The organism is Pseudomonas sp. EL_65y_Pfl2_R96 (genome assembly GCF_963970905.1).
Taxonomy (GTDB): Bacteria; Pseudomonadota; Gammaproteobacteria; order Pseudomonadales; family Pseudomonadaceae; genus Aquipseudomonas.
Genome location: NZ_CAXAQH010000015.1, coordinates 56,573 through 81,659 on the forward strand (window position 1 = coordinate 56,573; position 25,087 = coordinate 81,659).

At 54.2% G+C, this 25,087-nt stretch carries 17 protein-coding genes and 6 pseudogenes; 6 read left to right on the forward strand and 17 right to left on the reverse strand.

Annotated elements, in window-relative coordinates:
- Positions 1 to 70: 70 nt before the first annotated feature.
- Positions 71 to 589 (reverse strand): annotated as a pseudogene (locus tag AACY49_RS16585) (IS5/IS1182 family transposase); the annotation flags it as partial.
- Positions 590 to 1,050: 461 nt separating this feature from the next.
- On the opposite strand from AACY49_RS16585, the pseudogene AACY49_RS31885 reads away from it, so the two are divergent.
- The 3 genes and pseudogenes from AACY49_RS31885 to AACY49_RS16595 all read left to right on the forward strand — a co-directional run.
- A pseudogene (locus tag AACY49_RS31885) lies at positions 1,051 to 1,200 on the forward strand (transcription termination/antitermination NusG family protein); the annotation flags it as partial.
- A gap of 557 nt (positions 1,201 to 1,757) precedes the next feature.
- Positions 1,758 to 3,113 (forward strand): serine hydroxymethyltransferase, encoded by a 1,356-nt coding sequence (glyA, locus tag AACY49_RS16590; RefSeq protein WP_339525120.1) that lies wholly within the window; start codon positions 1,758 to 1,760, stop codon positions 3,111 to 3,113.
- 95 nt (positions 3,114 to 3,208) lie between these two features.
- Positions 3,209 to 3,478: pseudogene (locus AACY49_RS16595) on the forward strand (hypothetical protein); the annotation flags it as partial.
- A 60-nt stretch (positions 3,479 to 3,538) separates the two neighbouring features.
- Here AACY49_RS16595 and AACY49_RS16600 read toward each other — a convergent pair.
- The gene (locus AACY49_RS16600; protein WP_339525122.1) at positions 3,539 to 4,324 is read right to left on the reverse strand and encodes an outer membrane protein OmpK; all 786 of its coding nucleotides are present in this window, start codon (positions 4,322 to 4,324) and stop codon (positions 3,539 to 3,541) included.
- A gap of 406 nt (positions 4,325 to 4,730) precedes the next feature.
- Positions 4,731 to 5,293: pseudogene (locus AACY49_RS16605) on the reverse strand (helix-turn-helix domain-containing protein); the annotation flags it as partial.
- A gap of 108 nt (positions 5,294 to 5,401) precedes the next feature.
- Here AACY49_RS16605 and AACY49_RS16610 point away from each other — a divergent pair.
- The gene (locus AACY49_RS16610; RefSeq protein WP_339525124.1) at positions 5,402 to 5,746 is read left to right on the forward strand and encodes a DUF2834 domain-containing protein; all 345 of its coding nucleotides are present in this window, start codon (positions 5,402 to 5,404) and stop codon (positions 5,744 to 5,746) included.
- Positions 5,747 to 6,417: 671 nt separating this feature from the next.
- On the opposite strand, the gene AACY49_RS16615 is transcribed toward AACY49_RS16610, so the two are convergent.
- The 3 genes from AACY49_RS16615 to AACY49_RS16625 form a co-directional block, all read right to left on the reverse strand.
- Positions 6,418 to 7,935 carry a nucleobase:cation symporter-2 family protein gene (locus AACY49_RS16615; RefSeq protein WP_258696401.1) on the reverse strand — a complete coding sequence of 506 codons (1,518 nt, stop codon included), beginning with the start codon at positions 7,933 to 7,935 and terminating at the stop codon, positions 6,418 to 6,420.
- Positions 7,936 to 8,065: 130 nt separating this feature from the next.
- Complete coding sequence (locus AACY49_RS16620) at positions 8,066 to 9,397, reverse strand: hypothetical protein (protein ID WP_339525126.1); 1,332 nt, start codon at positions 9,395 to 9,397, stop codon at positions 8,066 to 8,068.
- A 321-nt stretch (positions 9,398 to 9,718) separates the two neighbouring features.
- Positions 9,719 to 10,549, reverse strand: a complete 831-nt coding sequence (locus AACY49_RS16625) for an arylamine N-acetyltransferase family protein (RefSeq protein ID WP_339525128.1) — start codon at positions 10,547 to 10,549, stop codon at positions 9,719 to 9,721.
- Between the two features lie 332 nt (positions 10,550 to 10,881).
- On the opposite strand from AACY49_RS16625, the pseudogene AACY49_RS16630 reads away from it, so the two are divergent.
- Both AACY49_RS16630 and AACY49_RS16635 read left to right on the forward strand, forming a co-directional pair.
- Positions 10,882 to 11,184 (forward strand): annotated as a pseudogene (locus tag AACY49_RS16630) (IS66 family transposase); the annotation flags it as partial.
- 14 nt (positions 11,185 to 11,198) lie between these two features.
- Positions 11,199 to 11,777 (forward strand): plasmid pRiA4b ORF-3 family protein, encoded by a 579-nt coding sequence (locus tag AACY49_RS16635; RefSeq protein ID WP_339525130.1) that lies wholly within the window; start codon positions 11,199 to 11,201, stop codon positions 11,775 to 11,777.
- A gap of 216 nt (positions 11,778 to 11,993) precedes the next feature.
- Here AACY49_RS16635 and AACY49_RS31890 read toward each other — a convergent pair.
- The 11 genes and pseudogenes from AACY49_RS31890 to AACY49_RS16695 all read right to left on the reverse strand — a co-directional run.
- Positions 11,994 to 12,283: pseudogene (locus AACY49_RS31890) on the reverse strand (hypothetical protein); the annotation flags it as partial.
- A gap of 35 nt (positions 12,284 to 12,318) precedes the next feature.
- On the reverse strand, positions 12,319 to 12,924 hold the full coding sequence (locus AACY49_RS16650; RefSeq protein ID WP_339525132.1) for an anthranilate synthase component II: 606 nt from the start codon (positions 12,922 to 12,924) through the stop codon (positions 12,319 to 12,321).
- Complete coding sequence (locus tag AACY49_RS16655; protein WP_339525134.1) at positions 12,905 to 14,428, reverse strand: anthranilate synthase component I family protein; 1,524 nt, start codon at positions 14,426 to 14,428, stop codon at positions 12,905 to 12,907. Before AACY49_RS16655 ends, AACY49_RS16650 begins: the two co-directional genes overlap by 20 nt.
- 131 nt (positions 14,429 to 14,559) lie before the next feature.
- Positions 14,560 to 15,171 (reverse strand): glutathione S-transferase family protein, encoded by a 612-nt coding sequence (locus tag AACY49_RS16660; RefSeq protein ID WP_339525136.1) that lies wholly within the window; start codon positions 15,169 to 15,171, stop codon positions 14,560 to 14,562.
- 103 nt (positions 15,172 to 15,274) lie between these two features.
- A complete protein-coding gene (locus AACY49_RS16665) occupies positions 15,275 to 16,120 on the reverse strand; it encodes a glutamate racemase (RefSeq protein WP_258696408.1) in 846 nt (281 codons plus the stop codon).
- Between the two features lie 46 nt (positions 16,121 to 16,166).
- Entirely contained in the window at positions 16,167 to 16,769 is a 603-nt protein-coding gene (locus tag AACY49_RS16670; protein WP_258696409.1) for a LysE family translocator, read from the reverse strand.
- Positions 16,770 to 16,863: 94 nt separating this feature from the next.
- On the reverse strand, positions 16,864 to 17,577 hold the full coding sequence (locus AACY49_RS16675; RefSeq protein ID WP_339525139.1) for a glutamine amidotransferase: 714 nt from the start codon (positions 17,575 to 17,577) through the stop codon (positions 16,864 to 16,866).
- Between the two features lie 46 nt (positions 17,578 to 17,623).
- Complete coding sequence (locus AACY49_RS16680; protein ID WP_258696411.1) at positions 17,624 to 18,802, reverse strand: 4-hydroxybenzoate 3-monooxygenase; 1,179 nt, start codon at positions 18,800 to 18,802, stop codon at positions 17,624 to 17,626.
- A 151-nt stretch (positions 18,803 to 18,953) separates the two neighbouring features.
- Positions 18,954 to 19,337: a cytochrome c gene (locus AACY49_RS16685; protein WP_258700749.1), complete on the reverse strand. Its 384-nt coding sequence runs from the start codon at positions 19,335 to 19,337 to the stop codon at positions 18,954 to 18,956.
- Between the two features lie 1,079 nt (positions 19,338 to 20,416).
- Positions 20,417 to 23,002, reverse strand: coding sequence for a bifunctional diguanylate cyclase/phosphodiesterase (locus AACY49_RS16690; protein ID WP_339525141.1), 2,586 nt, complete (start codon positions 23,000 to 23,002; stop codon positions 20,417 to 20,419).
- Between the two features lie 185 nt (positions 23,003 to 23,187).
- Positions 23,188 to 24,759 carry a sensor domain-containing diguanylate cyclase gene (locus AACY49_RS16695; protein ID WP_339525143.1) on the reverse strand — a complete coding sequence of 524 codons (1,572 nt, stop codon included), beginning with the start codon at positions 24,757 to 24,759 and terminating at the stop codon, positions 23,188 to 23,190.
- Positions 24,760 to 25,087: the final 328 nt, after the last annotated feature.

A 25,087-nucleotide genomic window follows, 5' to 3' on the forward strand; every position in this document is an offset into this window, starting at 1 on the left:
TAGCTGTAACAAATTGTACTTCTATGGATATCATGCCATGAATGGTCATTCAGCTGCTCGACGAAGATGACTAGGCCAGCGAGATCATTGCGGCAAAACTTTTCGCGATTTTTTCGTCACCCGTACCAACTCTGTAGGCCTCCTTTGGCCAGCCTACATCCGTCCGTTTAATGTTTCGCTGCCGCTACTTGAGGCTATCAAATCGCTGGGGCCGTCCGATTCGGGTTTGCGCTTCATGGCTCGCAGCGGGATGAAGTGTTGCATGCGTTAGCTATAACAATAAAGGCCCAGATGCTCGGCGTCGTAGTCCTTGTCAGCGAATGGCCACCGGCAACGCTTGGAAGGCCGCCCTTACCGACCAGCGATTTTGACCTGTTCAAGCAAGGGGGGCGCATTCGAGATATCGCGGGCCTGGCCGCCTGACAATTGGAGGTAAAGGAGTATCCCGTTGGTATCGCAGAGTGTGTGAACCTTAGTCGTCAGGGCCCTGCAGCTTCGACCTAATGCATGATCTGATGATTCTTCAAGCCCCTTTTTTCCCGAAGCCTAAAGCTCTTCCTGCTGTGGAGTCGATCATCCAGATATCAAGACGGCTCAGCCTGGGTGGCTAGTGTCGCCTCTTTTTTAAGAATTTACTGCTCACGAAATCCCACGACCAGAAAAAAAAGAATCATTTAATTTGATAAATGTTTAATTTTTTGATTAATTAAGTGGAGTTTCTTGCTAAAAAACCTATGCTGCTTTGAGCAATCCTCTTCTCACATCATCACACGAGGAGAGGTGAACTCTAATGGGGTGCTGGCTGTATATACAGCTATTTGTTTTTGAGAGAGCAGGTGCCAAAAAACACCGTCCTCACGAGTATGGCTTGATGGATCATGGACGAAAGGGAAGCTTTAGGGATGAAAATTTTGTTCTTTATGATAAATAAAGCAATGTATTTCAATGGCTTACGTGAAAAATTGCAAAAAACGAGATTGAGCTGCTTTTCCACCTCACCTCGAACTATGGGAAAGGCCTCATTGGCCCTCCTGCCGAGAACTCCAAAAGCAGTTCTTCTTCGGTTACCTCTTCTTTCGATTCGTCCCAAACAAACTCCACACGACAACGATTACGACGAATCCAGGCATTCAGGGCTTTTTCCTCTGTGGTGGTCAGCCCTCCACTGTCCAGGACGAATTGATCGACGCGCTGAGGTAAACGTTACTGCTGCTAACCGGCCGCTCAGGTCAGTCGCAAGTTGAGCTGAGAATCGCGTCGATTGCGCACCTCGTACAGCCTACGGTCAGGTCCGGCGCTGCCCTATTACCGCGACCTATTTCGCGCAAATAGGGACATGCGTGTCTTCGGAGTGGACTTCGGGGCGCTCGAAGTAGAGGACGTAGTCGTTTTTCCTGCGCTGGTTAACACCCTCGCCACAGCGATTGAAAAGATGGATGCAGATCAACTCATTGTCTACGGACATTACGCTGGGGCAGCAGCGGGGACCTGCATTGCTTCGGCGATAGCCTCCACGATCAGTTCCCTCTCATTGGTGCTCGCCGTATCGCGACCAATAGAAACCCCGGACACGGCAATACGCCAAGCCGAAAGCACCTCTGACTCGGCATGGGCTCAATATCTGCGGCCTGTGGGGAGGTTCACGGAAGTGATCGAACCGACGGCTGGCACTACTACATACGCACACACGAACGCGAAATCCAGGAAACCGTGCTGTCGTTCGCAGCACGCAACAGACAAGGAAGGGACACCGAATAATGGCAGTCAATACTGAACAGCTTAAGAACCAAGCAGACCTACTGCGACGAGGCTTAGCGGATCTGCGAGCAGAAGACGCCGAGCTGGCGAGGATCTTGGACGCTGAAGTCACGCGTCAACACCGAACGCTGTCATTGGTTTCTTCTTCCTGCGCGGTCAAGCCTCGAACCTTGGCGGCATCAGCTTCGGCGCTGGTCAACGTCACAGCAGAGGGCACGCCAGGCAGGCGCTATCACGCAGGCTGCGAGAACGTTGATTTGGTCGAATCTCTGGCAATCCGAAGAGCTCGGGAACTGTTCGGCGCCCAATACGCAGGCGTGCAATCACACTCGGCATCGAGTGCCAATTACCAAGTGCTCTCTGCCCTACTTGAGCCTGGGGATACTCTACTCGGAATGGCCCTCGATCACGGAGGACATCTTACACACGGCAGCCCCGTCACATTCACGGGCGCCTACTACAAGGCGATCAGATACGGCACGACATCAGAGGGCCTCATCGATTACGACAAGGTGCGCAAACTGGCTCTCGCTCATCGCCCGCGCATCATCATCTGCGGTGCAACTGCCTACTCGCGGGTCGTAGATTTCGAGCGGTTCCGCAAGATAGCCGATGAAGCCGGGGCCATCCTGCTCGCTGACATTTCGCACATCGCCGGACTTGTTGCCACTGGGCGACATCCGAGCCCGATCAACGCTGCCCACGTCACTACGACTTGCACGCACAAGCAACTCATGGGGCCTCGCGGAGGCCTGATCCTTTCAGGCCGAGACGCCAACAAAAAGGTTCCCGGCCTGAAATCAACCTTCCGTCGTATCCTCGATCAAGCCGTGTTTCCTCGAATGCAGGGCGCGCCAGCCGTCAACATGATCGCTGCAAAGGCTGCCGCGCTGGGCTACGCAATGTCCCCAGAGTTCGACGCCTACATGGAACGGATTCGGAACACGGCTGATGAGATGGCCAGTGCGTTTCAGGCACATGAATACGAGGTCGTGGGAGGTCGCAGTGAAAACCACACGATTCTGATCCGGTTGCGTGGAGCCATCACCGGTTCTATCGCGGAGTCGGCGCTAGAGCGCTGCGGGATCATCGTGAACAAAAATCGCGTGCCGGGCGAGACCCGATCGTCATCCGTTACCAGTGGGTTGCGTATCGGCACCGGCTCCATGGCGCAACGTCACATTGACCCCCTGGGATGCCACCAAGTCGTCGATTTGGTTTGCCGGATCCTGGACAAGGTGACGCCGCTCAACGAGCAAAAATACACGCTGGAACCCGCGCTACAGGAGCAATTCCGTTTACAGGCCGAAGCGTTGTGCACGATGTATCCCATAGCCGACTACATGGAGCACTGAGGGGCTCCTATCGACCACCACCCGCGCAAGCACCATGGCGGCTCGATGGGGGGGCTGACGATAAGACAATCCATCGTCGCCAAAGCACTCACGGTTACACGCTGCAACAGGCAGCACCGCGTTCGTGGCGGGCCGGGCAGAAACACTCAGTTCGGGTGATTTTCTTCGGCTATATCGGTAGCTCGCAGATCACCTGCCTGCAGCTGATGGCCAAGAAAATCGCGGTGGCGCAACACATCGGGAGACGTGCCGGAGTCAGGGCTTGACTCGTTGAATCAGGACAGTGATTGGTGGAAATAGCGCTTGCCAGACAACTGATCGCAGCATGGCTTCAAGGCCCATCCGGATGGCCTTTTGCTGCCTGAGCGCCTGCATCGGATACGCTTCTGCAGATGCTGGCCAAGCCGCGATCTTTTGACTCTGGATCAGAAGTGGTATTTCACCAGCAAGCTCGTGGCGCTCTGATTGGTTGTGAAGTCTTTCGTGTCTTCGATGGCGTACTTGTTCTTCCAGTAGTCGTACTCGACACCGACGTACAGCTGCTTCTCGCCCCAATGCAAGGCTTTGCCCAAGTCGTACTTGATCTGCGGGTTAAAGTGCAGGTTGGCGTGATAGGTGCCCTGGCTGTTCTTGTCGTTGTCGACCACCCAGTCCATGAAACCGTCGATCAGGATGTTCGAATCGCCCACCGGAATGGTGTAGGACCAAACCGGGGTGATCTGCCAGACGTTGTCACCCGGACGGCTGCCTTCGGTGTGACGCTGGTAGAAGTTCAGCTGGAAGTAGTCGAACCCGGGAATCGCCAGGTCGAAACCCGGACCGATCAGGTAGGACTCGGTATCGCCCTCACCGAACTCGTACGTCATGGCCAGCAGCACATCCTTGACCGGACCGAACTCCAGTTTCTGTTCAGAGATCTTGCCAAACGACAAGCGCGGGCTGATTTCGCCGTAGTAGGTGTTCGAGCCGACGCCCGGGTCGTCCTTGCCGTTGTAAAAAATCTTGTCGACGAATACAAAATTGTCGCCGTATTTCCAGGCATCGGCGTGCTCGAAAGTGACGGTTTGCTGAATGCGCGGGTTGACCTGGAAGTCTTTGCCATAGAGGTAGGTCAGGCTGTTGTTCTGCCATTGCAGCAAGTCGCCGGCCATTGCCTGGCCCCCGGCCAATAAGGATCCCGTGAGCATCAGGCTGGTGCACGTACGTTTCATTCGGTTGCTCTCAAAGTAAGTGGTTCCACATTTTTTTGAATCAGCGCTCTGGTGTGGCGCCTTTTTTTGTTTTAAAAGTCATCCTGTCGGTCAGCTTTATTGCTTTTGGTAAGCGCTGGGCCAAGGTTTTTTGAAAGCCAAAAGACTCCCGTTCGGCTGTTTGTTGGCGCCGACGCCAGATTGACCTTTGGTGCCGGAATCCGTTGACCCAGCCTACTACGCACAAAACGAGTGTCAGCGCGGCTTTCGATGGTTCAGCTTGGGTCAGGAAGAGTCGGCCGCTTGGGTCAGTTCTCAATCAGCGCCAACAGCCCCTGGCCAACAAATTCTCTTTGCACTCGTTTCTCTGCCATAAAGGGTTATCTTTGTGGCGTCTTGGCGTCTTGGCGTCTTGGCGCCAACCGCCAACCGCCAACCGCTGATCGTAAGCTGATTTCATCCTCTGCCAGGTAGGAGCGTCGGCAGGGATAAGATGTTCGATGCGCAATGACGCAACCGTAATATCGAGCGGCATCCCGAAAGTTGTAAATGTGGATAGAAATCGAAGCTCCCAATTTTCAATAGCAATCCCGCGCTGGCATTGGCAGCGGTAATGTCCCAGTTGCTGCTGATGACAATGGCTGGCGCAGGGTTGTTGGCTTGCAGGATGTGATTAATCGCGTCGTGTACCACCTCCATCGCTGGAGCGTCGAGCGAAGAGGCGACGTACCGGGGCGCATAGCCTGCCACAACGAATACTGCGTTGCAGAGGTCAAGAGGTACGTCGAGTGCTCTTAGAAGAGCGTGCAGTGTGCCTGGGCTCGCCTTGGCGCGACCTGTTTCGACACAGCTAAGGTGACGCTGAGAAACGCCGACTATTAGAGAAAGATCCAGCTGACTGAGCCCTGCTTGCTGACGAAACCGTCTCAGGTGCTCGCCGGCGGCAGTACCGTCTACGGAATAAGTAGGATGAAAGGAGTGGTGGCTCATGATTCAACTCTGACTGTCCATGTGAAGAGTGTCCATGACCTATCAGGTCATTGTGAGGCCAGCAACACTATCACTACTGTGTAGACGCCACCTACCAAGGAGAAGCACATGGGAGCCGTCTACATTGCACTACCCGTGTTATTGACCTTTTCGCTTTATACCGGCTGGACGCTGCTAATGGCAGATCAGTCGCTTTTCGCCTTTGGCCTCGAGTTAATGTCCCGGCCTGACACCGCGCAAGTCGTAATCGATCTCTACTTGATGGCGGCGCTCGCATGCCTCTGGATGATTAACGACAGCAGACTGAGAGGCCATTCGTTGTTAGGCGTGCTTCCGTACCTGTTGATTACGCTCATTTTCGTTTCCATCGGCCCACTCCTGTACATCGTGTTCAAGGGGGGTGTGGGACAGGATAGGGATAAGCTTTCCTCCCAAAAAAATGGTGATTATTGAGCGTTCAGCAATGCATCCCATACCCTCTTAAGTCACACATGTGCCTGGTCTGTAACGACCGCTTTTGGCCTATTCTGTTGAAAAAGTCGGCCATGGTTTGCGCATCAGAAAAGTACGCGTCCGAGATTGAAATCTTTACTTTTGGCAGAGGCTTCCGGACTCGGATTTCACGTAGCAGCGTGCAAAAAAGGCGTTTTCACCAGTCAATGATCAGGCAGTTTGGACAGACCGACTTTTTCAACAGAATCGGCCGATTGTTGCCTGTCACGACTGACCAGTTCGGTCCGCTTCGGACGGACACAGTGATCACGAGGAACGAACTACTGCCCTGATCGGTAGGCGGGACGGACGCAACAGCCGTGTTCATAGGGATCCAAAGAGTTCGTATAAAATCCGGGTTTAATTAGGATAACCGTAGGGATAAAGATTTTAGAAATCAACAAAATTTCCTTGTAAAACAGTCGGTTAATTTTCTATTCGAGTCCAGGTCGTGGAGCCAGACAGCAAAACCGAAAAGCCCCTGAATCGAAAGGTTCAGGGGCTTTTTTGTGCTTGCCATAAAGTCAAAAGATCGCAGCCTGCGGCAGCCCCTACAGAGGATCGCATCACACACGAATCACCTGTAGGAGCCGCCAAAGGCTGCGATCTCTTGATCTTCCGGCTATAAGCCGTCAGACATGCTCACTGCTTTTCGCATGCACCGCCCGCGGCTCGGCATGCCCATGATCCATCTCCACCACCGGGATCTCATTCCCGTCGCAGTCATGCAGCTTACCTTCGCTGAAGTAATCCCCTTCCCGCAACGCCGCCAGGTCCTGATAACGCAGGACTCGCTCGGTACCGGCTGCAAACACCGATTGCTGATCCGAGTTGCCGGCGGTGAGGTGGTTGAAGGTCAGGTTCAGCACGATGGCCATGATCGCCGAAGAACTGATGCCCGAGTGGAAAATCGTCGCAAACCAGCTGGGGAAGTGTTCGTAGAAGTTCGGTGCGGCGATGGGGATCATGCCAAAACCGATCGAAGTGGCGACGATGATCAGGTTGACGTTGTTGCGGTAGTCGACCTTGGACAGCGTCCGAATGCCGCTGGCCGCCACGGTGCCGAACAACACGATGCCGGCGCCGCCGAGTACGGAGGTCGGCACGGCGGCGATGACCCGCCCCATGAACGGCAGCAATCCGAGCACCACCAGGAACACACCGCCGGTGGCCACCACGAAACGGCTCTTGATCCCGGTCACCGCCACCAACCCGACGTTCTGGGCGAAGGCGCTCTGGGTGAAGGAGCCGAAGATTGGCGCGACCATGCTCGACAGCATGTCGGCGCGCAGACCATTGCCCAAGCGTTTGGAATCGACTTTGGTGCCGATGATTTCACCGACGGCGAGGATATCGGCCGAGGTTTCCACCAGGGTCACCATGATCACGATACACATCGACAGAATCGCGGCGAAGTGGAAGGTGGGCATGCCGAAATGAAACGGTGTCGGGAAGCCGAACATCGGGCCTTGGGTGACGGACGAGAAATCCGCCATGCCGAGGAACACCGCGATGACTGTGCCGATGACCATGGCCAAGAGGATCGACAAACGGGAGATGGTCGCACTGCCGATCTTGCTCAGTAGCAGGACCAGCACCAGCGTCACCGCCGCCAGACCAATGTTTGCCATGCTGCCGAAGTCCGGAGCATGGCTGTTGCCGCCCATGGCCCAACGCGCGGCCACCGGCATCAGCGTCAGGCCGATCGTGGTGATCACAATGCCCGTCACCAGCGGCGGAAAGAACTTGGTGATTCGCGAGAACACCGGCGTGATCAGCAAGCCGATCAGCGACGCGGCAATCACCGCTCCGAGAATCGACTGAAAGCCGCCTTCCCCACCACTGCTGACAATCGCCACCATGGTCGCAACGCCGGAGAACGACACGCCCTGTACCAGCGGCAACTGACAACCGAAAAACGGCAAACCCAGGGTTTGCAGCAATGTCGCCAGCCCCCCTGCAAACAACGAAGCAGCAATCAACAAACCGATGTCCGCCGGTGAGAGCCCGGCCGCCTGGCCGATGATCAAAGGCACCGCGACGATACCGCCGTACATGGTCAGAACGTGTTGCAGTCCGTAAGCCATATTCGCGCCGATCCCGAGATTTTCATCCTCGGGCCGTTGGTGTGAAACATGGGGTGTTTTCATGGCTGGGGGATTCCCTGGTTTTTTGTTGTGCGCACACTGTATTCAACACTCAGGACAACTGTCCATAGAATTGTATACAGTTATTCATCAAGACAAAGAACCAAATAGTCCCGCAATCGTCCGCAGAACCTTAAAGCCCCACCAACTCAGAAAGCTCTGGACGGTCAGATTTTGCGCGTGGGGATTCGGAAATCACAGGCGCCAGAGGAAGTCCATGACTCTCCCCGCACTTGCAACAGGTCGTCCCCCCCTTGATTACAGACGTCGAACTCGTAGCACGATCATCCACACGCTCAGCAATGACATCCCAGATTTGTCGAAGCCTTTTCACATGCAGATCGTCCCTGATGATAGACACCAATGCTTCAGCATGGTCGGAGTGCCTCAGGTCAACCTCGCTATTGGAAAAAAGCCGAAAACGCTCGATGCCTACGTCATTACCCGGATCCGCTGACTCACCGACAGCCAACACCGCCATCAACCGGCTCTTCAATGCAGGGTTATAAATCATTCTTTCCAGATCAAAGATCGTGCGGATGTTCATCTCGCGCAACTTCAACGCCTTTTCGGGGCCTACGGCGAGAATAAGCTGGGCCTGAGCGACCCAGTCAATCACCTCATAGAGCCCATAAGGTGTCTCTACAAAAATCTGAATGGGGTTGATTGTCGCAAGGTTTTGTACGTCCTCGATTTCAAACTCGGCAAGTCGGAACTTCATGAACGCGTCGATCCCCAGAATGACGTCCAGCGGCAATTCTTCCTGAAGTGCCTTGCTGTAACGCGAGACACGCTTCAACCTGGCCCATGGGAATTTGGCGATAATGACATTCATGCATAGCGATGGGTACAACCCGACCAGCAATGCGACCGCTGCGATTCGGCGATCCGTCGCCAAGAACAAGCCACTGTAATAAATAGCGAACATGACAAACAAACCAAATAAAATATGCATTAACGAACGATAAAAGGACACTGGAGACAGATCAAAATTTGCCACCCTACGCAGGAGATATTGAACACTCCACAAATAACCACCCAAAAATGTAAAAGAGAATACCGCCAGAAAGTTCAGATTTTGCGGCGTCTTTTCTATACCGACAGCCCATCCAAAAGCGCCATCTGATTCTATTCCACCAAGCGTCAATAAAACGGCCAAAAAACCGACCGTCGACATCAAGGCGTAGAGAAACACCGGAATCATGTAATAGAGAACCGAATGGGCTTGATCAGCTCGACTCTGGATCTCCGAAGCGGGCCTGTATTTATATTTCACCAATTCAAAGGAAGGGATTATCAGCGGCGTTCCGCCCGCTTTCGTTGCGAATCCGAACAGTTTTTCCAGGTCTGCTACAATTTCGTATCGACTTGCTCGAATATTACTTCTTCCGACAAAAATACCTATCGGAAAAATCACACCAAAAACCACCGCAACAAAGTACGACACATAATTCAGATTGGCCATGATGCGAACCTCCCAGTCTAACTTCCTACCCCGTCCCTATTGCAACATTGCTGGCCTGACTATGTTACGGCATGACTGCTCGACCCCGCCTGTGACAAACGCACCATTGACTGCATCTATAAAAGCGCCCCAACTTAAACGAGCCTGACTTAACTTGTAGTTGAATGCGCGAGGACCGCCAAACAAAACGGAAACTCTTTTATAATATAAATAACCGACATTATGGCAATTTGACATAAGCGCAAACGAAAGCAACTACGCAGGGACAATACAATCGTTTCACCCGATGTTCGCTTCAGCGACATCGGGTCGCGACGGGTATTACTTTCGACTGGTAATTAATTGATTTATAACGCGCTCCAACTCTGGGTGCTGTGGTACGCGTATATCAAACTCACTTTTCAGCAACCCGATCAACTCATCCACATCCGCCACCTGCCGCCGCTCGCTCTCACTGCCCATGCGATGAATGGCAAAACTGCCGTTGTTCAGCGTGCGTCGCCATCCCTCCCCCGTCCGCGCCACCATCAGTTGCGTCACGAAGGGTGATTCGGGATGAGTCGAGACGTACCAGTTGCCGAGGTCATAGTCGATGTCCTCCTGACGTTGCAGGTCGAAGATGTACATCGCTCGCCATTCACCGCAAACGTTGGCGCGCAGGGTATAGCCGTCCGCATGCTGTTCGATGCGATAGGGTTCGTGGGGGGTGAGCTGTTCGGCTTCGGTGTCGAGCATCAACGGTGCGGTGGGCACCATGCCGCCGAAGCCGACGTCGGTGATGTAGCGCACGCCATCAAGGGTCACCAGGCTCAAACGGTGAGTGCGTGCGGTCCACGCGCCTTCGGGCTGGTTCATGACCACGCGGCCGGTGATGCCGCGCGCCTCGAAACCCAGCGTCTGAAGCAAGGCCAGGAACAGGTTGTTGAGTTCGTAGCAGTAACCGCCGCGACCGTCGTGCAGGACTTTCTGCTCGATGGACGGCAGGTCGATGAGCACCGGCTGCCCCAACAGCGTGGTGAGGTTTTCGAACGCAAAGGCACCGGTATGGCGCAGCTGCAATTGCCGCAGGATTTCCAGGGTTGGCGCCGGCGGGGCGTCGATGCCCAGGCGTTGCAGGTACAGGGCAAGATTCGTCAGTCGTGGCTCGCTCATCGCTCAATCCTTATGCAAACCTTCATCATGCAAATCTCAGTAATCAAAATTGACAGGATGGCGTATCCCGATCCGATCTATCCAGAAATTCATCACTGATCCGCTTGGATAGTGTGACCTCACTCCATCCCGCAAGTGAGAGGTGTGCGCTGACGCCAGCACTAAAATCATTCGCCCACTGCCTCCCAACGCCACCATTTTGCGGCTATTGTCGAGACTCCTCACGGAAGACAAAACAATATGCCGACGCGCGATGTTTCAACAGCACTCTTTGAGCACGAGTCGCGGTAGGGATGGCAGTTACCTGCCCCCCCACACAGGTCCGTACGTGCGGAACTACCGCATACGGCTCCAGCCTCAGGTACGTGATGCGAAGCGTTCCTCTGGGTAAGGACGAACGGTTCTGGGCCTTGGTATATAGAGGTCGGCAGGCGTTTACCTACTCGCCGGATCGCAAGGGGCAGCATCCCCGCGCTCATCTCAATAGTTTCAGCGGCATCTTGCAGGCGGACGGCTACGCCGGTTTTGCTCAGCCGTATGCCACGGACACCATTCAGGAAGCCGCGTGCTGGGCTCACGCCCGGCGCAAGTTCTACGACGGCTATAAAGACCAGGCTTCACCGCTCGCCGCCGAGGAGGCTGCTGACCCATGGCCAAAAATGTACGTTTGCTAAAACACGAGCCTGATTTGTTGCTGTTACACATTGAGTTGAAGTGGGTCGAACCCACCATCTGGCGCCGCGTAGCAGTACCCGAAAACATCACGTTGGGCACATTGCATACGGTGATCCAGTTCGCGATGGGCTGGGAGGGCGGGCATATGCATGAGTTTGAAATTGCCGGTGAAAACTACGGCATTCCCGATTCCGATGGATGGGGCCCACGCGTCAACTCGGAAACCCGCCAAACCCTGATCAAAGCGTTGTACGGGAAAAAGACGTTTAGCTATCTCTACGACTTTGGCGACGGCTGGGATCACCGGATCGAAGTCGAAAAGAAACTGCCTGCTGGGGCCTGCCCTCAGGTGCCGTACTGCGTCGACGGCGCCAATGCTTGTCCGCCGGAAGATATCGGCGATGCGCCGGGGTATGCCGAATTTCTTGAAGCGATTGCTGATCCCGATCATCCAGAGCGCGACGACATGGTGGAGTGGCATGGGGATAGCTTCGACCCAACGGTTTTCGAGTGGGAGCGCGCCAATGAGTGGCTGAAGGACATTAAGGTCTGAGTTTCAAGGCGGTGTAGTTCGGACGGTTACGGTACTACAACAGTGTATGAAGCCCAGGAAGTCAAATGTCTCCGGTTTCCCTAACCTTCGCTTCCTACGATTTCTCGCAGCAAAACGCTCGCACAAAAAAAACGTCCCGTACAAGTCGGGGCGTTTGTTGGGCTGGCCTTCAGTGCGTTTTCATATGGCCTGCAAAGCAGCCTTTCGAGTGGGTAGCCCCATCCAATACTTGAGCGTTCCAAAAGGATGTTCAACGGTCTGTCGACGCCCCCTCATCATCGCTGGATCATCTTCTAACCGAACCTGCCATCGCGTCGAATATCGCTTCATGCCCCCAGCGCCTCACACGGCGCTCCTTGCCCGTCGTACACGGCCTCTGCATTGCGCAGGACTGGCAGCCCCATCGTCGGCGACTCAGCGCCGATCTCTTTACGCGCATGGTTCGCCATATTGCTGAGCTGCGTCCGGTCATGACCAACATTGGTCACCTCATGGGCAATGATCATGCTCCGTAAGTGTGTCGGCGCTTCGTAGCGAGCGATCAGGTAGCGGCCCTGGTGACGCGGCCTCGCTCAGCCAGTTGAAGGTAATTGGCTAACATCGCCAGGCCTTGTTGCGTCATCAATGACTCTGGATGAAATTGCACTCCATAGATCGGCAATTCTCGGTGCCGCAGCGCCATGATCTCCCCCGGCATGCCGTCTTCATCCAGAGCATGCGCTGTGGCAACTAATTGGCTGGGTAAGACACCGGCCACTAACGAGTGATACCGTGCCACTTGCAATCCGTCAGGCAGGCCGTCGAACAAGTCACGTCTGTCGTGACGGATACGTGAAACTTTTCCATGAAGCACCTCACGGGCCCTGCGCACCTCACCGCCAAAAGCGGCGGTTATGCACTGATGACCAAGACAGATGCCTAATATAGGCAAACGGCCCGCAAAATGATTGATTGCTGCGAGGGAAATACCCGCTTCGGCTGGAGAACACGGCCCAGGAGAGATAATCAAGGACTCTGGCGCCAGTTCGTCTATTTCTGCCAAGGTAATTTCGTCATTACGACGCACTTCAATATCAGCCCCGAGAACTCCCAGGTACTGCACGATGTTGTAGGTAAACGAGTCGTAGTTATCGATCATTAAATGCATACGCCACCTCCTGGCGTTGCGCGACAGCTCTACACCGGCTGGCTGCAACCCAAACCAACTGGCTTTTCTCTATCGTTTCCTGCCACTCGCGATCTGCTACCGAGTCCTGCACCACTCCGGCGCCTGCCTGAACGTAGAGACGAGCGTCTTGAAGCAGTCCGGTTCGAATGGCGATAGCCAAGTCGGCACGGCCGCTCCAATCCAAATAGCCGATGGCACCGCCATAAACCCCGCGAGAATGGGGTTCCAGTTCGGCAATAATCTCAAGTGCACGCACCTTCGACGCCCCACTCAGCGTGCCTGCAGGGAAAATGCTTTTGAGCAGCTCCAAACCACTGACGTGGTCAGGTATCTGGCCGGTAACAGTAGAGACGATGTGCATGACATGGGAAAAATATTCCACATTCAGCAATTGGGTCACTTGCACACTTCCAACGTTGGCCAACCGACCGAGGTCATTTCGCGACAGATCGACGAGCATCATATGCTCGGCGATTTCCTTCGGATCAGCGAGCAGTTCTTCCTTGAGCCGATTGTCTTCGGCCACCACACTGCCCCTACGGCGTGTACCTGCCATCGGCCGGGTTGTAACCATTTGCTCTTCCTGACGAAACAACATTTCTGGAGATGCGCCGACCACTTGGCAGTCGCCCAGGTTCAGTAAGTAGCGATAGGGTGTGTGACCCAAATCAGCCAAGGAACGGTACAACGCGACGGCGTCTTCTTCGAAAGGAAGGCTCATGCGTTGGGATAAAACGACCTGCATCACATCGCCAGCAGCGATATAGTTCTTGATGCGTGTCACTGCCTTAACAAACGCTGGCTGCGGGAAGGCCGACTCGGCGGCAGGGGTTGTAGCCTCAACCACGTGCCCGCAGGGCGCGGATGGTACGAGCAATGGGCGCAAATGCGCGACTAGTCGGTTGAGTCTGTCTTGGCCGCACTGGTAATCGCCCAGGGCCTTCGGGCTTTCATGCACGATGCAATAGGCCAGACGTGCGCGGTGGTCCAGCACGACCAGATCAGTGCTGATCAATTGCAATACGTCAGGGAGCTGAAAACCGGAGGGCTTGCGGGGTACGCGACGTAAACGAGGCTCGATCAGCCGAGTCGTTTCGAAACCGAAATAGCCGAAGAACCCACCGCTGAAGGAAGGGAGGCCGGGGCACTGCGGTATACGAAAGTCCTTTTGCAGCCTGGCCAGCTCTGCCAACGGATCGTCGCAGTCAATCTTGGCTGACATCTGGCCGTCGCGATACAGGCGCAAGACGCCCTCATCGAGCTCGATTCGTTGACTGCAAGGCAGACCAATCGCCGAGTACGCCTGTTCGAACACGCCATCGTGCCAGTGCCCCGTTTCGAACAGGTAGTCTTGCCCGCAGTTGGCTAACCCTTGGTACAGCGAAAGTGCTTCGACCCCTGGCGGCAACGGCAGGCTCTGCCAAAGCGGAACATGGGTATACCCCGCTTCGCCGTAGGCAAAAAAATCTTCTAGACTCAACATTCTTGTGTCTCCTGTGAATCACGCAATAACAGAGTTGCCTCGTCTATAGGGTCTCGCCCTTCATCGACAAACCAGTCCAAGGTTTATGCAACTAAAACCCTGCCCCTACACTGGAGGGGCAGGGACAGAATTTATTTAAGTGGTGTATCGACGAACTCCGGCAGTTGCTCGATCTGGTCGGAATAGGCGGCAAGCGCGGTATAGCTTTTGACATCGACCAGGTTGGACACCCTGAATTGCGTGAAACGCCAAGCTGCGGCCACAGTCACATCGGCCTGAGACACTTGCGCGGTTGCAAGCCAAGGATTGGCGTGAACCGCAGCTTCTTCCAGAAGTGCCAACGCGGCATGCAATTGCTCGGCGATACGAGTTAGCCAAGGCTCATAGTGATATTCGACCGGCTTGTTGTGCTCATACTCGAGTTGGACAGCTTTTTCGCAAACAGCGAGGCCGAGCCCAATGAGCGAAAGCACCTTTTGATGCTGCCTCGAGTCTTTTGGCATCAAACTGTGTTTTGGTTCGACCAGCGACTCCAGATGATCAAGGATCATCGACGAGTCCATGATCATTTCGCCATTATCGCAAATTAGAGTGGGTGCCTTGACTACCGAATTGATCGCTCGGAATTCATCAGCATCGCGAAACACCGAAATCTGCCGATGCTCATGCTCCACGCCCATCAGCCGTAACGAAATTGCCACGCGCCGAACATAGGGTGATCCCATCATGCCAACAAGTTTCATCACTTTCTCCTAAAGTCTTAATCGTCCGTTTTATCTACCACTCCACTCTGTGCGCCATAAGCGAACAAAGAGTGAAACTTACACACATGATTGCTACAAGCAACTACGCATCTATTCTCGAAAACTCCACCCTTGACCCGTAGAACAAAGATGCTCGCTCTGAAACTGTGTTGACATCGCCTGTCGTAAAGAACTTATTATCTCCCACTCTTGCATTAGAGAAGCGAGGGTTACTTTTTAGGTATTCAACCAGACTCTGTGCGCAAGCATCGGACTGGGAAATTATACGCATTGAGCCCGGGAGCTCCGTTCGCCATATATGCTCAACTATCGGATAATGCGTACATCCCAAAATGCAAACATCTGGAGTTTGCGCAGCGGCATTCAGAAGCGCTTTAACATTTTTACGGATTTCGGCGCGCACTCTATCCTCAGGTGCGTCTTGCTCAATGAGCAAAGCGAGACCAGGGCATGCTTGTTGGTACACGTTTATTCCAGGACGTCTGTTATTGATTTCCACAGCAAAGGCATTTGATTGAACCGTGTGCTGAGTAGCGAAAATGGCGACGCTCTCCACAGGGTAATCAGAGTGATCATGCGTGGCAGCGGATGTCGGATTCCAAGGCGCTCCCGTAATCGCTTCAGCGACAGGTGCGATCACGCCGATCACCCTCCGACCTGGATACACTTCTGGAAGCCACGCCTGCTGTAATTTCCGCAGACTAATTGCCACCGCAGTATTACAGGCGATGACTACCAGTGAGCAGCCATACCTGAAAAGGCGATCAAGGGCGGCTTGTGTCAGATCATGGATATCGTCGGATACATTATTGCCATAGGGCGCGTTTCCATGATCACCCAAATAGACGAATTGTTCATTTTGCAAGACGGATTCAAACGCGCGCATCACCGTTAATCCGCCGCTACCGAAATCAAATACGCCAATCAAAATGAACCTCACTTGAATGCTGGTGATACCAAGCTGTCACAATCACTCAGATCGTTGTCGCAATAGCAGCAGCGACACCGACATATAAAACGCCCGTCACCACACTCATTTGGCGTTTGGTTCGAAAAATCTTCGCCGCATGGCGAGCCAGAAGCATATACATGGAATACACCGACGTAGAAATGAATATTGCCGTCGCCACCAATGCAATGCACTGCGGAACATAAGGCAAAGTCTTATCTATGAATGTCGGAAATAATATTATATTCGTCAATATACCCTTAGGATTTGTGAATGAGACAATTATCGCCCCCGTGAACATTTGAAGCGGTGTACGCTTGCTTGATGTCGCAACAACTACTTGGGAGTGCGAGCGCAACGATTTCAGCGCAAGATAGAACAGGTACGCAACGCCCACCCATTTAAGCCAAAACAAAATGTCAGGATTATTACTGACGAGTATGCCGAGCCCCGAAAGAACAACAACTGCGTGCCCCCCGCTCGCCAACCCGAAACCAACAGCGCCCGGAAATGATTCCTTGAAACCATGATCCAGTGCTTGTGCCATAGAGAAGGCAACATTCGGCCCCGGAAGGATCGCCGCTGAAAGAAATACGACGCAAAACAATATCCAAAGTTGAAAGCCCATACTGCACTATCCCTGTATAAGTGTCGAAGCCCGTATGTTTCCGCACTGACTGAAGTTATTAGTCCGAATCTCGATACCCAGTCACTCAAATGGTTTAAGCAGGCGTTTCTATCCATTTTGGAAGAAACGCTTTGATCCAGGTTGCGACCGCGGAGTCATATAGATGCCAGCCAGCAATATGCTCATCTGCGGGCTTCGTACCAGGCGCTTTGAGCCGTTCGGTACCCCGCATTGCCCAGCGATTGATCGTCTCGTAAGTTACTTCGGGGTGAAATTGCAAAGCGTAGGCGTTACCTGCATATCGATAGGCTTGAACTGGAAAGGTCGAACCTTCGGCGAGCTGCATAGCGCCATTGGGCAAATCGAAGCCTTCGCTATGCCACTGATAGACATGGTCTGGAAAGGGTGCGCATGCGTCAGCGGTTATCTCGTGAGCAGCAGCAAGCGGTGTTATCGGATAATAACCCGCCTCAGTTCCTCCGTTATCGAGTCGGTAGACGCGCGCACCCAAGTGCCGAGTCAGCATTTGCGCGCCTAGACAAAGACCAAGCAATGGTTTCCCTTCCTTCAACGGCTTGGCCAACCAGTTGATTTCTTCGCGAATATACTCGTCGTTGTCATTAGCACTCATCGGACCGCCGAAAACGACCACACCTTCGTACTCCCTCATACTCTGCGGAAGAGGGTCACCAAATCGCGGCCTGCGGATATCAAGCTCGAATCCCAGTTGACGCAGCAGGAAGCCTACTCGGCCAGGCGTAGATTGCTCCTGATGTAAGATAATCAGGATCTTCCGTATTTGACCCATTGCACAACTCCATGTTTTCAGATTAGCAACTTAATCGTGGACTGGTTCAAATCGACGCTGCGAATGGAGGATTCCCGACCCATAGTTCTGCGAAGTTTTGCGCTGCGGGGCCAGACCCGAGAATACGATCAAGTTCAGCTATCTGAAGTCGTCTATGGAAATGAGAGTTGTCGTCGAAACGATGTAGCAACATGGCCATCCAGTGGGAAAACTGTACATCCCTCCACACCTGTTTCAAGGCGATGTCGGAATAAGACAGCAGGAGCTCATCCTTGTCGCTGGCATAAAATTGTTCAAAGGCGCGAGCAAGAATATTAGCATCGGAAACTGCGAGATTAAGCCCTTTTGCGGCAGAAGGCGGCACGATGTGTGCAGCATCTCCCGCTAGAAAGAGCCTTCCCTTTTGCATTTTTTCGGCAACAAAACTTCTAAGCTGCACAATACTTTTTTCGATAATCGTCCCACCATTAACTTTCTCAGGCCTACCCTCTATACGTAATTGCAAAAGATCCCAGATTCGCGAACCAGACCACTCATTGAGATCTTCGTCCGGAGAACACTGCAAATAAATTCTTGAAACATTTGGGGAGCGCATGGTGAATAATGCAAGCCCGGTTTCGTGGCTGGAAAAAATGACATCCTCTGAAATGGGTGACATTTCGGCGAGAACCGCTAGCCAAGCAAAAGGATAGGTGTGCGAAAAGTGGGTAAGAGAGTCAGCGATATGCGGACGACAAATGCCATGAAAGCCGTCGCAGCCGACGACAAAGTCGCACTCTAGAGTCTGTTGTGTGTCGCCGTGCCTAAAAGAAATAGAAGGCGCATTTCCATCGGTATTATGAATCTGAACATCTGCAGCGTCGAACAAAAGTGGGTAATCTGTTTTTAAACGTGCTGCAATCAGATCCTTGATAATTTCCTGTTGGCCATAAATGGTAACCGTACGCCCGGTGAGTGCTTGAAAATCCAATTCGCGCGTCGATCCATCATAATGGAACTGCAACGCAGAATGTATCATTCCTTCAGATTGAATCCTCGACCCAACACCACTTTCAGTAAGAATCTGGACCGTAGCAGGGGTGATCTGGCCTGCGCGACTGCGGCCCTCTACGTAATTTCTTGATCGACTCTCAACAACCACGTTGCTGATATTCATAAGAGAAAGAAGCTGCCCCAACATTAATCCAGCCGGGCCGGCTCCAACGATTGCAACCTTTGTCCGCATGGGTTTGTCCCTCTGAGTTATAAGGTTTTAAGAGAATTCAGCGACAGCTACTGTCCATGACTAATACTCCATCAGCTCTTCGCTGAATGATTTGTTTGCAACCGACCCTGAGATGGCTCTTGGATTTCTGTGCCCGCCTCTCATCTCAAGATCATCGTTTTTTTGAAATTACACCACTCATGTATTGATGTAGATCGCGCAGATCATTAACACTCCAAGCGTGCGGCGGTATCTTTACACCGTTCTCTCGCAAAACTTTTGGAATCAAGTTTCCACTAGGGCGGAGTATTATCGATGACACAATAACGCCCGGATAATCATTTAGTCGCTTCTTGAAAGCGGAGGTTGTAAGGTCAGGTGTTGGAGGATTGCTTTTATTAGCCAATGGCCCGGTTCCTTTGATATCTGCTCCATGGCACACGGCGCACCTCTGCAAATAGAGATTCTTCCCATTGACATCATCCGCAAAGGACAGTGATGTTTGAATAAGTGATAAAACCCCTAGTAAAGCGATGAATGATATTTTCATTTTCATGTGGCCTTGTTGGATAAATTGGATCTGAATCAAGGGTAAACCCCAGCAGTGCCACTGCAACACTCAATTCTCTCGATAACATTTGAACCGAAATTATTCATTAGCAATGTACTCGCGAGAGATCGACTGGCTCACCGACATTGCCCCATAAGCCCTCAAACCACGGTCGTCGTTTTCGCGCCACGGCCAGGCGCAAGACTGGCTTGACGTTTCTTGCATCGTCATCCCACAGGGCGCCCACGGCCAGTACCTGATGGTGAAGCGTGGACAGGGTGTGATGCATCTTCTAACGCACCACTGCATGGCGAAACACGCTCATCAGGTTGCGAGCGGGCATCGACGCCCAGCGCTGCCTCCGTGGCCCAGAAATCGCGTAACACAAACATTACATGCCTCCAATAGACCACGCGTTCAATAATGGTCGAGCGTGCAGGAAATGGTGGTTAATACCTGTTGATAGTGCGCGAGCTACTCAATGTGTCGATATCGATTCATTCCGGCCGATAAAGTTCTTCGCGCATTTCAGAGGCGGAAACGAACGACGTCGAACATAACTAAAAGTTATGTCGTAGATGCTTTCTTCATATCGAGCGATCGCCAGCCGGCGAGGGACTTGCTCGTGCCGAAGACGTAATGACACCTATCGCCAGAACGGCGTTGAGAGGAAACTGATAATGCGCGGAGTGCCTTGGAGGAAAAGACAAGTGGAGGAGAAGACGTATTTATAGCTGCGGTATGAAACATGCCAATCCCTTGAGCGTATATAATTCTATTGATTACAATGAGTACGATCCTTGCTCACGACCAATACCTTCACACTTGTTTCTGGACATGTCAATATCAAAAAAATAAATTGACAAGCTTATTACTAGGAGAGTGTGGACAAAATCAGACCGTAAGTCGACGCACCAGCAATCGCGCTTCTGCCAGCCACACTCAAGCTTCACTCACGCCGTGTAATCGGTGCTGCGATCACCGCGCATGACGTTGAAGGTGGCGATTTTCAGGTTCTTCATGGTCGGTATCCAGTTGTGACCGAGGGCTGCCACGGCAGTTGCCGTGACGAACGAAACAGGCGACTAAAGGTGCGCGCCCTGCTGCGGAAAATATTCCTGCGAGGCATTGAGCAACGGCAGCAACGCATACCTGTCCACCGGACGACTGAGGTAGAACCCCTGCACCTCATGGCACTGATCCGAGATCAGAAAATCCAGCTGCTCCAGCGTCTCGACACCTTCAGCGGTCACCGTCAGGCCCATGGCCTTGCCCAGGTTGATGATCGCCTGCACCACGGCGCGATCATTGCTGCCATTGCCCATGGACGAGATGAAGCGCTTGTCGATCTTGATCCCATCGAACGGATACGTGCGCAAGTAACCCAGCGAAGAATATCCGGTGCCGAAGTCGTCCATGTTCAGCCGCACGCCCAGCTCCTTGAGCGCGTTCATGGTCGCCAGGGCGCCATCGACGTCATTGAGCATCACGTTTTCAGTGATCTCCAGCTCCAGCCGACTGGCGGGCAAGCGGGTCTGAATCAACACTTCCCGGACGTCCTCGATCACATCGCTACGGGCAAACTGCACCGGTGACAGGTTGACCGACACCATCATCGCGCCGGGCCAGGTCAGGGCCGTCTCGCACGCCTCGCGCAGCACCCAACGCCCCAACGGCACGATCAGGTCGGTCTGCTCGGCCAGCGGAATAAATGCATCGGGGCTCAACAAGCCTTGCACCGGGTGCTGCCAGCGCAGCAGCGCTTCGACCGAAACGATCCGTTTGCCATCGACGTGATAACGCGGCTGGTAATGCATCACGAATTCGTTGTGCTTGATCGCCTGACGCAGGTCGGTTTCCAGTTGCCGACGATGCTGGATCTGATCGTTCATGTGCGTTGCAAAGTAGCACCAGGTCTTCTTGCCATCGGATTTAGCCTGATACAACGCGATATCGGCACACCGAATCAGCTCCTGCGGAATATGCCCCTGGCGCCGACTCAAGGCGATTCCGATGCTCGCGCCGATGTGCAGCATGTGATGGTCGTAGTGAATCGGTTGATGCAGGCTGTCGAGCAAGCGCCCGCAAAACCGGTCGATTTCCGCGTGACTGTCCATGCCATGGAGCACCAGCACGAACTCGTCGCCACCCAATCGGGCGACCAGATCAATGTCCCGCGTGCTCTCACGCAAACGGGCAGCCACTTCCAGCAATACCGCATCGCCGGCCGGGTGACCGAGGGAATCGTTGATTGGCTTGAAGTTGTCCAGGTCGATCATCAACAGGGTCAGCGCCGTTGACTGCTCTTTCAGCGCCAGCGCCTCTTCGAGGTAGCGCGCCAGTTTGTTGCGGTTCGGCAAACCGGTCAGGGCGTCGTGCAACGACAGATGCTGGATCTGCGCATGGGCGGCGACCTCATCGGTGATGTCGTTGGCCGTCCCGCGAAAACCCAGTACCGCGCCCTTGCGCCGGATCGGTCGCGCCGACACCCGGCAGACTCGTTGTTGCCCCGACTGATCGCGGTAGGAACAGCGCAAGTGGCTGACAGCCTGCTCTTCATCGAGCTTGTTCAGCCACAGCGACAAGGGTGTGGTATCGCAGTTGAGCAGTTGCCCGATGTTCTGCCCCAGCCACTGCTGATCGGAGAACCCGGTAACAATGCTGAAGCGTCCCGACAAATAGGTGATGCAATGCTGGTCGTCGACTTCCCAGATCCAGTCGGACGCGGCCTCGGCCACGGCACGAAAACGTTCTTCACTGGCCTCCAGCGCCTGGTTTGACAAATCGAGGCTGGTGTAACTGGCATCCACATGCCCGGACGTGCGCAAGACATACCGAAAGAAGTAGGCCGTCAACAACGCCAGAATCAGCAGCGCTCCGCCCAGTGGCGGCAGCAGCGACCAGAGCAGTTGATGACCCGGCTGCTCGAGCCGGGAGACCAGGCTGTAACCGGTGCCTGCGAGTGCGACGGCCGGCAGACCGGGAGCGATGGCGTCGTCGGCCGCCAGGCTCAAGTCATGCAAACCGTAGTCGGCACTCAAGACACTGAGCTTCTCGGGGTTCAATTCGTCGACGTATATCAGCACCGAAGTGCTTGTGGGATCGACCGCCGAACGCTCGTCATTGGGCACGATCGCGGCAGCCGTCAACAGCGCCGGCTTACCCTCGAACAAGGTGTACTGGCTGACGGGTTTGATGAGGCTTTCCTGACGCTGAACCGCCTCAACGAGCGGCGCCATCGATGTCGACAGATAGGCCGCGGCCTCGTCCTGTACCTGAAGCCCGCGCACCACGGCGTATTTGCTTCGCTGAAGATCGACCACGAAAACACCATCGTAGTGGTCCATGGTGAACAGGGTTTTACCCATGTTCTGCTCGACGTAGGCCCACTGCACATCGACCTCACCGTTCAGATGCTCGTAGGCCGTCGTCCAGTTCGCATAACTGGCGATGTAGTTTTTCGTGGCGGTGATGCGGTTTTCCAGGGCGCGCTGGGTATAGAAAGTGGTCTTGGCCAGGTCCTGGGCATCGAGCCGTCCGGCAATACTGAACAGGGCGATCAGCGCGATCAGCACGCCAACGACAAACAGCAGACCGACAACGAATATCAGGTTGCGGGTAATTGGGGTATGGCGCGCAGGTGCGACGGTGGTAACGGCAGACAAATCCATGCATTTATCCTGTCAATCGATCGCCTGATCAGGTGAGACCGACGAGGCCTGGTCTGTCGTGCATGACCGCCAGGCTCTCCACTGACCATAGCAGTCGTGCTCGATCATCGCCCCTGGATAACACAAGTCATTGCCACACTTGAAGAAGTGATCAGAGGGCCATTGCCAATCGACGGCCGCAAACTTCATCGATCCGAACGCATCAGTGCCTCGACGCCCCCTTCCATCGACAACACCGCCGCGCGATTGCGCCCCGAGTGCTTGGCTTGATACAGCGCCGCATCCGCGCGCTCGATGAACATATTGGTGCTGTCGTGCCCCGTCGGCACAAACGAATAACAGCCAAGACTGATCGTCACGCAACCCGTGGGCGAGCCGCTGTGGATGATGTTCTTGTCCATGACGCTGCGACGGATCTGTTCGGCGATTGTCAGCGCACCATGGATGTCGGTGTCCGGCAGCAGCACCGCGAACTCTTCACCGCCATAGCGCACCGCCAGATCGGCTTTGCGGTGACAGCAGCTCTTGAGTGCCCGCGCCACTTCGGTCAGGCAATGGTCCCCGGCCACATGGCCGTAGGTGTCGTTGTAGCGTTTGAAGTAATCGATATCGAGCATGATCAGGCTCAGCGGGCTCGACCGCCGGGCACCGCGCCCGAACTCGACCTCCAGCGCCCGCTCGAACAATCGACGGTTGGCCAGACCGGTCAGGCTGTCGTGGGTGGCGATCAATTCGAGCGTTTTCTGTGCCTTGCGCAAATCCGCCTCGATGCGCTCACCCGCACGCACCTGATGAATGAACACCCAACCGAACAACCCCACACCGAGGACGACCAGAGCGACAATGAGACTGGATTGAATCGCCGTGTCATACCAGTCCTTGAGGATCGCGTCCCTGGACGACGCCGCTGCGACCACCAGAGGATAGGCTTCGAGCTGATGATAGCCATACAGCCGGACGATGCCATCCACCACTGAGTCGATCATGGCGTTACCGGAAGTCGCGTGGGGCAAGAGCATTTGAAAGATCTCCCCTTGAGCCAGCGACGTGCCGATCTGCGACTCCACAAACGGCCGTCGCGCCAGCAGTGTTCCGTCAGTCGACGCCAAAAACATCGCACCGTTGCTATCGATGCTGAAGCTTTTGAAGAACTGATCGAAGTACGACATCTTGATCCCGGCCAGCAACATGCCCTGAAAATTGCCGTTCTTGTCGTTTATCCGTTTGGAGACAGGAATGATCCACTCACCATTCTCCCGACTGCGAATCGCCGGCCCAATGTGCGCCACGGAAGACGCGTTCTGCTGATGGAACTGGAAATACTCGCGGTCCGCCACACCAGGGCCACGGGGCAGATTCTTGAACGAAGTCACAACCCATTGCCCCTGCTTGTCGAACAGAAATATCCCGTGCAATTGATGCAGCGCCTGCACCCGCCGGGCGAAGGTTTTCTGCAAGCGTGGCATCTGGGCAGCGTCGAAACCATCGGTCTGGATCCAGTCCACCAGACTGGTCAATACCAGATCGGCCTTCATGAACGTGTCTTCGGCCTGCTGCGCCATGGCCCGGGTCAGGTTCGACGACGACACCTCGGCCAACGCCAGGTCGTGCCGGCGCGACTGCTCCAGTTGCAGATACAGCAGACCACAGAGACAGAGGCACACCGTCGCAATAAACAGCACCGCCGCCTTGAGCAAAGGCAGCCGCTTCAGGGCACCGCCGGGCACGTGGTGCGGATCGTGAATGGGGATAGGCAAAAGTGAGTCCTGAAAGGGCAAGGCATGGGCAACGGCCCAAAACCCTTAATTTTTGTGAGCGCTAGTCTAATGGGTTGTGCGGGGTAAGCGGAGGATTGGGGGATCAGTGGTCGTGACGCCATGCCTTTTAGCGACTCAATGAAAAACGCTGCATCGATGGAGACTCAATCGACCAGGGGAATTGAGTCTGTCCGTTGGCTTTGGGTCGTGCAAAGCAGCCCCCCCTAAAGGCCCGCTCCCACATGGACTGCACTGAACTGACGGGCATTAACCTCCGATGTTTCACGCCAGTGTTTCAACCCCATGACGCAGAGCAAAACCCGCATGA